This window comes from Sulfuricurvum sp., from assembly GCF_041651515.1.
Lineage (GTDB): Bacteria > Campylobacterota > Campylobacteria > Campylobacterales > Sulfurimonadaceae > Sulfuricurvum.
The window spans coordinates 226,014-238,776 of record NZ_JBAZJF010000001.1 but is presented as its reverse complement, the minus strand read 5'-3'; the positions used below and the strand labels follow the sequence as shown (position 1 = coordinate 238,776).

Genomic DNA, 12,763 nt, shown 5'->3' with positions numbered 1-12,763 from the left:
ACACCTACACCACAAAGGAACGTCATCATGAAGACAGAAAGTTACAGACTCGTCAAAGAGATGGAACACATTAACCCTACGAACGTCGATTGGTTTAAGCATCAGATCAGAGGCATATTAGAGTCGCAAAAGCCTTTTCACGTCAAATGCGATTATATCGGACTCTCATTCCAAGAAATTGACGAAAAGATTGAATTCCTTGCATCACAGATCAAAGAGATTCAGACCATGAAAAAATCGTTAGAGAGTGCGAAGAGCATAGCACTTGAAGCCGTCGCCTCTGTATTGGGGGAATACGGAGTGGATCGTATTGATGGAACAATGATTAGCTCAATAACCATCACCCCCTCTAAAACTAAGATCAAAAACACTCTCACCATCCTCGATGCCAATGCTCTCATCTCATTGGGGTATGTCAATGTCACCATCGATGAAAAATCAATCATGGAAGCCATGTGTACTATAGAGGGGATGGAGGAGGTCGATCAATACGTTGAAATGATTGTTACGGAAGAGCATATCCCGTCTCATATCAAAGTCAATACAAAACGAAGCAGCGCCAACAATCAAGCGACAGAACTGCTGAAATATACAGAGGATGCAGCATGAGCACTCAACAGGAGGAAGAAATGTTCACAGAAAAACAGATACAGGCATTACGCTATAACCTCGATGGAAGCCGTGTAAAAACCCGGCAGCAAGGTAATATCAATCTCTCTTATTTGGAGGGATATGATCTAATCGATACTGCGAATACCGTATTCGGATTTGGAAACTGGAGTTACAGTATCAGCTCTCTAGAGCAAGTCAGCGAAGAGACAAATGAGAAGCAGAACAAAGTCCTAGCATACAAAGCTGTAGTCAAAGTCATTGTCCAAGACCTGCATCACTCTAAACATACTTCGAGAGAAGATTGCGGATTCGGGACAGGTATCGCCAAGCAATATGCCGATGCTCATGAGTCGGGAGCCAAAGAAGCTGTGACCGACGCACTTAAACGAGCTTTACGTACTTTCGGATCACAATTTGGAAATGCCCTATACGATAAACAGCAACGCAATGTCGATCACATACCGCAAGTGCAAGATACAGCCTCACCCTCACCACCCGTCAATCAATCAATCCGACATGCCAATGCATCGTCCTTGCAGCAGCTAGGGCTAGAGGTTCAGGAACATAATGGGGAACTGATAGTTTTAGGGAGTACGTATGGGAAGCAGGAATCGCTAAAAAAGGAAGGGTTTAGATGGGATTCTCGGCGTAAGGTATGGTGGCAAAGCTCTCAAAAAGTCGCGTGATGATGAGCATATTAATACCTCTAGAATTTCTAAACGTTATTCCTGATTTGTACGAAACGGAAGAAATATTCGATCCAATATGCTATATCAAACTGTTCACACCAGATAGCAATTGGACGTGGTACGTTATAGAGTACTCAAAACAAGACTCAAAAACGTGTTTTGGCTTCGTTCAAGGTTTTGAGTGTGAATTAGAATATTTCACTCTTGATGAATTAGAATCGATACGCGGCTCATTAGGACTTCCAATTGAGCGAGATTTATCATTTAAGCCCACACTATTATCCAAGATTAAAAGAGGGTGAAAACTAAGGAATCCCCCCAGAGGGCTAACGCCGTATTCTTCCGCTAGTTCAGAGACGCTAACACTTTCTCCGACATTGAGTTTTCCAAGTATAGAACTAAGTCGGGCAAGGATTTTATCTCTGTCATTTTTCATTTATTATAACATATACTACTTTTTAAATGTTATACACGTTGTCGTCAACTCTGTATTATGAAAATTCAGTGTAAATTCTATAAGCGCTTTGGTAAGGGATAGTTTTTTGTTTTTATAAGGAGAAAATAGATCATTGTTTGGTGTCATCCTATTCAGACTGAGGAGAATAAAAAAGGATGACAATTGCATTTTACCATAAAATGACAGTTTGATCCTCAAAATCCACATTCTACTACTATTCAAGATTCTTAAAAAGAAGAAAACCTTCTTGATGAGATTATCAAAACATTTAACGAACGATGGTTTCAAGTTGTGATGCAACTAGAAGAGTAGCGGATAAAATTTACCTCATTAATGGATAAGGTAAAAACACACCAATCCGGTTATATTAATACCTGCTTTCGATGATCTATTTTTTTTTGATGGATATAAGCTCTTGGAATTGAAGAATTGTCACGAGGTATTTCTAAGTACATATTTTTTTAAATAAATCTCTTTGGATGAAAGAGAATAAAAATAGCTAATCGACTGAATAAATCTAATATTTGCCGTCTTTAATTGTCATTCCTACTAGAGACTTATTCCATTCCTATAATATAAGAGGTATTGAAAGGTATTAGTTTTATAAAAGATATCTATCTTTTATTCTCTTATCTTTCATACGGGAGAGGTAAGATGAAATACCTAACCACCATAGATACAGTCAGTTTACAAATAGATACTTATGATGAAGTTACTCGTAACTTCATTGTAGATGGAATACTCTCACTCTTGCATAAAAATAAGCTTTATATTGCACAGAAAGATTATCCTATTAACCTGCATTCAAACTTTTTTATCAGAGAGTATAAAATCTACTCTCAGGGTGTAGTTTTAGCGAGTATTCGGATGGGGAGTTTTTCTATGAAAAATACTTTAAACAATATAGTGACAACATATTATATTGCTGTCGAGTTCGCTGGTTTAAAAAGATATCATGATCAAACGGATGCAATCACTAACAAGACATTGCTTGGTATCTGTGCCTATCTCAATAGCAGAAATATTTTCTACAAACTAACGGGGCTCGATATTAGCATTGATCTACACACGAAGTTTGAAAATGTATTGGCGCTTTGTACAAAGAGATCGCCTAAAACCTCTTATTATATGGCTAATGAAGCACAATTTTATCCAACTACCTATTACATAGAAAAAATTTCAGAAGGTAATGAAGATGAAGTGGTACAACGATCCTATCTGTATGATAAATCTTTCAAAGAAAATTTGCCATATGCCATTACACGATTTGAATTAAAGCTGGAGCAAAAGTTCTTTAATAAGTATCGAGATACATTAGTGTATTCAATTGCTAAGACATTCAAAAAATATCATGTGATGTATGTACCTGTTAAAAAAGAGAGGCAATATTTAATGGAGCAATATGATAATCATGCGATTCTAAGAGATAGAGACATCAAGAGGATAGGATTTGATAACTATAGATGCCATTTTGATATCACAGTGGTCAATAGCTTTATTGTTCGCATATTCTCTATCAAGGAGCAAGACTTATTATCATCCTGATTTCGGAATATAAATTATTCCGCAATTGTAAATCTACTATTGAAATAAAAATTTTAACACTTCCTCTCTATTGAGAAAAACCCTCTAATTCAACATCACTCAGGAAAACCACCATGAAAACGAACTACGATGAACTTCTTCCCAAAGCTATATTATATAGTCTGCGCACCGTAGAAGAAATAGGATTAATTAAAGTAGATATGATGAAGAAACTGATCGCAAAAAGAGAACTTGAGATTATCAAAATTGGCAATAAAATTCATATTTCAAGAATCGAATTAATACGGTATCTTGAAAAAAATACTATTGAAGCTACAAACTAAGTTAAAACTTCACTCCTTATACACAATCTTCATCCCTTAATTATTCCAATCTTTCAAAAACGTGTAAAATTCACTCGGAGTTTCCAGCCGTTTCACAAACATGTTTCTAGATTTTCAACGGCGAATCAGGCTGTAAAATTGTAGATTAAAGCTACGCTTCGACCTCTTCTTTTTTTCGATTTGAGTTAAATTATCACTCTTCATCAGAGTAAATCTTCTCTTTAAATTTTAACTCGATCTCTTTGTTAAGATGCTCTTGCTCTATTGAGATGATGTGGATTAACTCATCTATTTTACGTTCAAATTCACTATCACCACCTTGATCTACTTTGTAATTTAGCTCGAAATGGGCGATTTGTTTAATCATCTCTTCTTCTGATAGGTTATCATTATCTTCATTGCTATATTCCATCTCATGTGCATGTCGTAGGCTCTGAAAAGCTACTCCCAATTTATGAGTTGAGTATGAAGCATGATCGAGATAAGTATTACGAAGCTCTAAAAAGAATTGGTAATATTCAATCTCATATCGTGAACGGTCACGGTCTTTGAGAAATGACAGGTATTTTTCCCGTTTTTCGATTAGAGCATTGAGGGGATTGTAGAGGTTTTTAAGTTTTTCTTTTGCTTTGTCGTAACGGCGATTTTGTGAGTAAATATAATATGCTATGCCTGTGCTGAATAAGACAGCGAAAAAAGGGAGTAGGGCATTACAGTTGGTGAACACTAAAACATCCTTTTATATTGCGCCCATTCGGAGACGATGAGTAAATTGCCTATGACTTTGAGAGATTAAAGATATTTTTTGGAGATGGTCATATGTTTTCTTTCTATTTAATATGTGCCTATTTTGATCACGGTAACAGCGGCAACCCAAGCTCTTTTAAGAACTCATTATGTTTTTGGGTTGATTTGATAATGCTATCTTCCAATGTGACCAATGTATCATTAACTTCTTTTAGATCGATCTCTTTTTCTGCCACGGCTGTGCTGATATATCGCGAGATATTGAGGTTATACCCCTCACGTTCGACCTCTTCCATTGATACGCGACGAGAATAGCGATCTTCCTCTTTACGGTATTGATACGTCGAAATGATTTTTTCAATATCTTTCGGACGTAGTTTATTTTGACGTTTCCCTTTTTCAAAATGTTCACTGGCATTGATAAAGAGGACATCATCTGATTTTTTACATTTTTTAAGTACCAAAATACATACAGGAATCCCAGTAGAAAAGAACAAATTAGACGGTAAGCCGATCACCGTGTCGATATGACCGTCTTTGAGGAGCTTCGTGCGGATACGCTCTTCTGCACCGCCTCGAAACAGTACCCCATGCGGTAGGATGATCGCCATCGTCCCCTCTTTACCCAAAAAGTGGAACCCGTGGAGTAAAAAGGCAAAATCGGCGGCGGATTTGGGTGCTAACCCATAGTTTTTAAAACGGAAATCATCCCCCATCGCATCGGTTGGATCCCATCGGTAGCTAAACGGCGGATTGGCAACAATCGCATCAAAGTGCATTTTTTTAGCGGGATTGGATTCGCGTAGCATCTCCCAATCGTTGAGGAGTGAATCACCGTGATGGATTTCAAACTCGTTATCTTTGACTCCGTGCAGGAGCATATTCATCCGTGCGAGGTTGTAGGTCGTGATATTTTTCTCTTGTCCGTATATCTTACCGATACCATGACTCCCTAATTGCTTACGGACATTGAGGAGCAATGACCCAGAACCGCACGCGAAGTCAAATACACGCTCCAGTTTTTTCTTTTTGCCCGTGGTCGGGTCTTGACTGTCGAGGGTCACTATCTCTGAGAGAATGCTTGAGATTTGTTGAGGGGTATAAAACTCTCCCGCTTTTTTACCACTTCCTGCCGCGAATTGTCCTATGAGGTACTCATACGCATCACCTAAAACATCGCTATTGGTCGAAAAGTTGGCGATCCCTTCGGCGATTTTAGAGATGATAGTGCAGAGTTTGGTATTACGCGCCGTATAGTTTTTACCGAGCTTTTCAGAATCTAGGTTAATTTCCGAAAATAACCCCACAAAATTAGCCTCAAACGATTCATTTTCGATATATTTGAACCCTTTGTGCAAATTATGTAGTAGCTCTTCGTTTTGGGTACGCGCTAACTCAGCGATGGCACTCCACAGATATTCAGGCTGGATGACATAATGCACCTTTCGACGCATCTGTTTTTCAAACTCCACTATATCATTAGGATTTGCGTGATACCACAGTTGAAGGGGTGAGGTAGTTGGTGTAGCACTATTATCGGGATAATCGCTCCCTAACTCTTTTTGTACCGCACTCTCATAGTTGTCTGAGAGGTAGCGTAAAAATAAAAATGAGAGCATATAATCGCGGAAATCATCGGCGTTCATCGCCCCGCGTAAATCATCGGCGATAGCCCAGAGTGTCGCCCCTAATAGTCTTTGTTCTTGTTCGCTCATGATTGGCTCTCTTGTGTAATATTTTCAGGGAAAAGTTCAGGATTAAAATGATATTTATTTATAAAGTTATTAAAGATTTTACGAAAGTGTTCTTTATTTTCATCGACCATTTCTTTTGGTTCAAATAGAGAGTAATTTCCATGACTTAATATATTTATCATTCTTGAATAAATTATTTCTTCCTCATCCGAAGCTGATTGAATACAATCAGAAAATTTCTTTAATCCTAAAAATGTGGAAGTTTTTTCCATAATATTTCGTAAAACATTGAAATGATAAGCATAAAGTTTGCCACTTTCTACTGCTTGATGCAACTCTTTTATGATGGCAACATGATGAAAGAAAGGTGTTTCTTTTGTATATTGCAATGTATACTCATTAGTCTCTTTAACTTTATTTAGAAAATATGGTTTTAATTTTCCTTTTTCATTAAGTTCGTTCCACATAACATTATAAAAGAGAGAATGGTGTGAAGATATAATAACTTTTAATTTGTTATTGCTATCTTTGAGTAGTTGCGCTAAATGACTTGCCACATATATTGCATTATTATCATCAAGCGATGAAATAGGGTCATCAATATATAAATATTTTACCCATTTATACTCTTCATGTTCATCTATTGCTAATTGCGCAATAGCGAGAAAGAAACACCATATAAATATACTTTCTTCACCTCGTGATATTTTAATATTGTCAATAGTTCTCATAGTACCGTCGATCAAAGCTTCACGATTAAAATTTACAGTTCGATATTTAATTTCTTTTCCCGTTACTATGTCTATTCCATCTTCAATCTTAATTGAAAAATTAAAGTCTACATAACGATGCAAAAATTTTCTGATTTTATCTTCTATCTCTAAGCTTTCCAAATCAGGAAAGAATTTAGAATGAGCATTCATAGTCAAAACTCTTTCATTATCACCCTCTAAATCATTGTCCCAATGAAAAAGATCCTCTGTAAAAGCATTAAAATACAATGTGTCTCGTTCAGTTTCTTTTTTACCTGCTTCTTTGAACTCCATCGATAATCTTGTCTTACCTGTACCGTTATAAGCAAAAAGTAAAACATATTTATAATCTTTAGAATTTGGATGCTCTTTTAAATCATCACGCAAATAAGTTACTAATTCTTCAATTATTGGAAATGTATGTATTATTGGCGTACTCATTTATTCATCTTTATGCCACTAACTCATCAATAAAGTTGTGTTTTTGACTCCAAAGAATTGGTTTAATGTTATATTCATTTATTGCAGCGATTAAATCCGATTTGATAGAGATTTCATCATTAAGTATGATGTATCCGCTGCCGTTTCTTTTTTCTCTTGTATCTTCAAAGGCAAAAAGTGTTGCTTTTAAGTTTTCGGATTTAGGACGATTCAGTAATTTTATAGTCCGTTCAGGAGCATTTTTTGATTTCGGTATGAGATACTCAAATTTATGGTTAAAATGCGATTTTCCCTCTAAAATAATATTTGAGGTGTATCGTATATCTTTCTCATCAAAATACAATCCAACATCTTCAAAAAAGAGATTCATCACTTTGCTTTGAGCTAATACAAACATATCATTTACACTTAGAAGAGCTTGAATAAGATTATGTTTTTTATGTGCAAAGTTTTCGGCGGTTGCATTGACAAAAAGGCTTTTCTTTTTATCTTGTTGCACTCCGAAACCATTTAAAACCGTGAGTAGTTCTTTTGTTCTTTTTGGAGAATTGAACTCCAAACCGCTTAATTCTAAATCGGTTAATGTCAGCCCATTATCTGTTAAAGTAATGTTATTTTTATTTTCTTTATCAAAAATGGCATATATAGTTATAAAATCATTTCTTCTATCTAAAAACGGTGTTTCGATTTCAAAAATATTATCTTCAATTTTATCGATAGTAATACTTTCTTTGATAAAATCAATGTATTTGTCGACTAAGCCGTTTATATCATACATAGTAAATCCTTCATATTAAAGGCAGGTAATACTGTTACGTTGCAGTATAGGCAAAACTCTTTAGTTTGATCTAAAATATCATCAGATTGCCCAAAATCAAATTCAGAGATAGGAAATGCCCATTTTTCACCGTACCCATCTATATAAAAATGAATATGCGTTTGGTTACTAAAGCGTACATCTGTATATTTTTTCATGAGTTCTACAATCGAACTCTCTAGATTATTTGGAATATGATCCAACGCCGGATTATGATGTCCACCGAAAAAATCCAATCGTCTCAAAACAATATTTTCTTGCGCTCTCTTTTGAAATGTTTTCTTTTTGAGTGATAAAGATTTTCTGCTTATATCAAGTGAAAACAGTTCATCTTTAAATCGTTCATCTTTTGCACTTAATGAAATTGTCAAAATCTCATTAGGATTTGGTAATTTGTAACTTCTTGATTCGGTTTCTTTTTCCAAACCAAATAATAGTTTTGCTTGCTCGTTTGTAAGTGCCATTACGATTCCTTTACCGATGGAAAAAGCTGTTGCATCAAAGCTTTTTTATGCTCTTTGAGGGCTTGGACTTTTGCGGTTTGTGCGGTAATCAGATCATCGAAAGACGAGAGACAATCGGCGATTTTTTGTTGTTCTTCCTGATTTGATGGTATCAATATTGGACAGTTTAAAACATCTTCTTTTCTAAGATTTGTTTGTTTTACTCCATCATCGAACGATAAAAAGTATTTATTTCGATCAAGAATATAAAAAAGAAATTTACTAACTGCTTTTTTTGATGATAATCTACAAATGCGCTGATTTACAGTGTATAAATCATCTGATTCTACTAAATAACACTTGGCAATTGCTCTTCCATTTGGAACATCACTCAGTACCATTAAAATATCATCTACGTTTGCAGGACAAAAAGCTTTATTAGTATATTTCCTTATATCGCCTTCTGTTGATATAAATTTTGAATTTACGACTATGTACTTGCCATTTTCAGAAATATCATTTTCATGGGCTTTTCCATTTTCATAATTCACGACTTCATCAAGTATTTTTTCCTCCCACTCAGGTGCATCTTTAAACTCAGAAAATCGCAATTTCGGAACACTCTCCCCCTCGGAGGGGAAAATCTGTTGCATCAGGGCTTTTTTATGCTCTTTGAGGGCTTGAGATTTTGCGGTTTGTGCGGTAATCAGATCATCGATAGACAAGAAGCATTCGGCAATTTTTTTTTGTTCTGAGAGAGAGGGAAATGGTAAAATAACAGAGGTCAATACTTCTTGTCCTACATTATATCTTGTACTTCCAGCTGATTTTGAAGTTATTTGATTTCTTGATAAATTTGTTTTTAGTAATTTATTCAAAAAAACTGGTTCATAATCGGTTATTTTTTTTCCTCTTATTACAAAACCACCAAATGTTGCCGTGCTATATTTATCTAAATAAACACTTGCCGTACCAACTTCTTCCTGAGTTTCTGAGCTACGTTGAAATAATATATCTCCATATTCTACGAGGTATTTATTCATCACTGCTTCATCCACATTAACACTACCTATAATCTTATCATGGGTAATAAACTCATTATTTAAAATATCTAAAACATTAATAAACTTATAGCCTTTTCCATATTGTTCTTTTGTTGCATTAATTCCATTTTTGAATTCTAATAAATCGCCTAATGCTTTCTCTTCCCACTCAGGCGCATCTTTAAACTCAGGAAATCGCAATGTCGGGATATTTTTACTCATACGCACTCAATCCCGAAATCTCTTGCTCACCCGCTAATTTTCTAAGTATGGGGATCAAGTCTTCCATAATCTCCGACTCTTTTTTGGCTCTCACTTTCCATCCTAACTCTTGCGGAGCTAACAAATCACTGAGCAGTTCCCCATCGAATATAAAGCGGTTCATTATCAGTTCGACAAAATCACTAAATGCTTTTTTATCAATGCCGTGCTTGGTTGCTATCTCATCTAGTTTATGAGCCGATAGTTGGGATTTGAATTCTTCATACCCTTTTTTGATCTCTTCTTCACTCAGACCTGAGCCGACTTCTAGCGTGTTGATATACGCCGTTATGTCTTCTCTCTCACCTAAAAATTTCGCATCGGAGTCGATAATACCGATCAGTTGTTCTTTAGTCATTTTTTGTTTTTTGGTGGTTTGGGTGTAGCGTGCGATTAGATTCATAATAAAATCATAATCGACCACCGCAGAGGCAAAAAGGACAAACTCGAAATCAAGCTGATCGACGACACTCGATGAATCGGCATCTTTCCCCTGTTTATCTCTGAGCCGCTGTGCGACATCTAAATACATCCCTCTAAAGGCTCGGAGGGTATCGTTAGGGATGACACTCTCGATGCTCTCTTTGTTCTCATCATTCAAATCGGTGTATTGGTCGAGCTGTGTTTTAAGCCGTTGTACCTCTTTGAAAAGGTTGATAAATTGCCCTCTCGCTTCGTCGCCTTTGAGGTTTGATACTGCTTCGGGTTTGTTCTCTAAGCCTTGTGAGTTCATAAATTTCTCTAATGCACTCACTGCCTCGCCCAGTTTATCAATGACCAATGGGGCGGAATCAACGAGCCATATATCTTTGGCAGGCTTCGCCGATTTGCCTGAGAAGAGGGCTATCGCTTCTTCTACCTCGTTTTGCTGTCCTCTGAAATCGAGGATATTACCGTAGGGTTTCGTATCGTTTAGGATACGATTGGTGCGTGAAAATGCTTGGATCAATCCGTGGTATTTTAGATTTTTATCGACATAGAGGGTGTTGAGATACTGTGAGTCGAATCCTGTGAGGAGCATATCGACGACGATGACAATATCGATTTTGTTTTTGTGGGCATAGTCTTTGTTGGGGTATTTGTGCTCTTTAATCCGTTTTTGGACGTCTTGGTAATAGAGGTCGAAATTCGCTAGATTATGATTGGTGCCGAATTGGGCATTGTAATCATCCATGATATTTTTTAGGGCTGCTTTTTTCTCATTAGGAGCTACGGAGTTATCCTCTTTTTCTTGCGGTAAATCTTCTTGGAGCTGTTTGACATCACTGTTCCCCTCTGAGGGCGGAGAGAAAACACACGCGATATTGAGCGGGGTGAACTCCTCATCGTTTTGGGTTCTTTGCGATTGTAGCTCTTTAAAAAGCTTGTGAAACTCTATCGCTTCATTGATAGAAGCAGTCGCGAAAACCGCATTAAATTTACGCCCTGATGTTGCCCCGTCGTGTTTATCCAAAATCGCTTCTACTATCGCTTTTTTGGTGATGGAATCACCTGTTTTGACTTTTGCATCGGGTTTGTAATAATCGATATGAAATCGCAGTACATTCTCATCATCGATGGCATTGGTAATCGTATAGGCGTGCAGTTCTCGCTCGAATACATCGGATGTTGTTTTAAAACTTCCATCCGTTCCATCGAATTGTTTATACGTGGCATTTGCTTCAAAAATCGGTGTACCCGTAAAACCGAAAAGCTGTGCTTTTGGGAAGAACTCTTTGATCGCTTTGTGGTTGTCACCGAACTGTGAGCGGTGACACTCATCGAAAATAAAAACGATCCGTTTATCGCTGAGTGGTTTTAGCTGTTCTTTGTATTTTTTTGCATTGTTATCATCCAGTGCAAGCCCTAACTTTTGGATCGTGGTGACGATCACCTTGTCGGCATAGTCAGTCGATAGGAGTCTTTTGACGAGTGTATCGGTGTTGGTGTTCTCTTCGACGCACTTTTCTTGGAATCGGTTAAACTCTTCGCGGGTTTGACGGTCTAGGTCTTTTCTATCAACCACAAAAAGACATTTCTCGATGTTGGGGTTGTCTTTTAGGAGTGTGGATGCTTTGAACGAGGTGAGTGTTTTACCGCTTCCCGTCGTGTGCCAGATATAGCCGTTACCGCAGTTTTCATGGATACATTCTACGATTGCCTTGACCGCATACATTTGATACGGTCGCATCATCAACAGTTTTTGCTCAACCGCGACCAAAACCATATAACGGCTAATCATCTCCCCTAAAGTACATTTGCTCAAGAAGTGTTCAGCAAAGCTATCAAGACGGGTGATTTTAATGTTCTCTTTGTCGGCAAAGCGGTAGATAGGTAAAAATCGCTCATCCGCATCAAAACTAAAGTGACGATTGTTATTGTTGGCGAAATACCACGTATTGGTGTGATTGCTCACGACAAACAGCTGAATAAACGACAAGAGAGTTTTGGTGTAGCCGTTGCCCGGATCATTTTTATAATCAACGATCTGTTGCATTGCACGACGAGGGCTGATTTCTAACGTTTTAAGTTCGATTTGTACGACGGGGACACCGTTAAGGAGTAAAATAACATCATAGCGATGGTGGCTGTTGTCGGTGTTCATACGAAGCTGATTAATCACCTCAAAGCTATTTTTGCACCAATCTTTGATATTGACAAGGGTGTAATTTAGAGGCGTATCATCATCTCTTTTAAAAGTATTGCGTTCTCGTAGAATCTTGGCGGAAGCAAAAACATCACCCGTGATGATACTATCCATCAAACGGGCAAATTCTGCATCACTGAGATTGACATGGTTGAGTTCTTGGAATTTTTGGCGGAAGTTTTGATTGAGCGATTCACGGTCACGAATATCTGAACGATAGGTGTATTTTAAATCTTCTAGTTTTTTGATAAAGTCTAGTTCGATTTTATTTTCTTTTATCATCCGTATATCCTAAATAATACTTTGTCGTGTC

At 37.0% G+C, this 12,763-nt stretch carries 12 protein-coding genes; 5 read left to right on the top strand and 7 right to left on the bottom strand.

All coding sequences use genetic code 11. The features are described 5' to 3' along the window. Positions 1–27: 27 nt before the first annotated feature. The 5 genes from WC407_RS01180 (at position 28) to WC407_RS01160 (ending at position 3,626) form a co-directional block, all read left to right on the top strand. Positions 28–609 (top strand): hypothetical protein, encoded by a 582-nt coding sequence (locus WC407_RS01180; RefSeq protein WP_373020257.1) that lies wholly within the window; start codon positions 28–30, stop codon positions 607–609. Next, positions 606–1,298 carry a Rad52/Rad22 family DNA repair protein gene (locus WC407_RS01175; RefSeq protein ID WP_373020255.1) on the top strand — a complete coding sequence of 231 codons (693 nt, stop codon included), beginning with the start codon at positions 606–608 and terminating at the stop codon, positions 1,296–1,298. Before WC407_RS01180 ends, WC407_RS01175 begins: the two co-directional genes overlap by 4 nt. Further along, complete coding sequence (locus tag WC407_RS01170) at positions 1,268–1,603, top strand: DUF2958 domain-containing protein (protein WP_373020253.1); 336 nt, start codon at positions 1,268–1,270, stop codon at positions 1,601–1,603. Before WC407_RS01175 ends, WC407_RS01170 begins: the two co-directional genes overlap by 31 nt. 809 nt (positions 1,604–2,412) lie before the next feature. Beyond that, on the top strand, positions 2,413–3,303 hold the full coding sequence (locus WC407_RS01165; protein WP_373020251.1) for a hypothetical protein: 891 nt from the start codon (positions 2,413–2,415) through the stop codon (positions 3,301–3,303). A 113-nt stretch (positions 3,304–3,416) separates the two neighbouring features. Continuing rightward, positions 3,417–3,626, top strand: coding sequence for a DNA-binding protein (locus tag WC407_RS01160; protein WP_373020249.1), 210 nt, complete (start codon positions 3,417–3,419; stop codon positions 3,624–3,626). A gap of 193 nt (positions 3,627–3,819) precedes the next feature. Here WC407_RS01160 and WC407_RS01155 read toward each other — a convergent pair whose 3' ends face one another. From WC407_RS01155 to WC407_RS01125, 7 genes are all read right to left on the bottom strand, one after another. Further along, the gene (locus WC407_RS01155) at positions 3,820–4,353 is read right to left on the bottom strand and encodes a hypothetical protein (protein ID WP_373020245.1); all 534 of its coding nucleotides are present in this window, start codon (positions 4,351–4,353) and stop codon (positions 3,820–3,822) included. Positions 4,354–4,480: 127 nt separating this feature from the next. Further along, positions 4,481–6,088: a type I restriction-modification system subunit M gene (locus tag WC407_RS01150; RefSeq protein WP_373020243.1), complete on the bottom strand. Its 1,608-nt coding sequence runs from the start codon at positions 6,086–6,088 to the stop codon at positions 4,481–4,483. Next, positions 6,085–7,260, bottom strand: a complete 1,176-nt coding sequence (locus tag WC407_RS01145; protein WP_373020241.1) for an AAA family ATPase — start codon at positions 7,258–7,260, stop codon at positions 6,085–6,087. Before WC407_RS01145 ends, WC407_RS01150 begins: the two co-directional genes overlap by 4 nt. Positions 7,261–7,270: 10 nt before the next feature. Beyond that, a complete protein-coding gene (locus WC407_RS01140; protein ID WP_373020239.1) occupies positions 7,271–8,038 on the bottom strand; it encodes a DUF1828 domain-containing protein in 768 nt (255 codons plus the stop codon). Further along, on the bottom strand, positions 8,026–8,541 hold the full coding sequence (locus WC407_RS01135; RefSeq protein ID WP_373020237.1) for a hypothetical protein: 516 nt from the start codon (positions 8,539–8,541) through the stop codon (positions 8,026–8,028). The genes WC407_RS01140 and WC407_RS01135 overlap by 13 nt, the downstream gene beginning before the upstream one ends. After that, a complete protein-coding gene (locus WC407_RS01130; RefSeq protein WP_373020235.1) occupies positions 8,541–9,785 on the bottom strand; it encodes a restriction endonuclease subunit S in 1,245 nt (414 codons plus the stop codon). The genes WC407_RS01135 and WC407_RS01130 overlap by 1 nt, the downstream gene beginning before the upstream one ends. Continuing rightward, positions 9,778–12,732, bottom strand: coding sequence for a type I restriction endonuclease subunit R (locus WC407_RS01125; protein ID WP_373020233.1), 2,955 nt, complete (start codon positions 12,730–12,732; stop codon positions 9,778–9,780). Before WC407_RS01125 ends, WC407_RS01130 begins: the two co-directional genes overlap by 8 nt. Positions 12,733–12,763 lie beyond the last annotated feature (31 nt).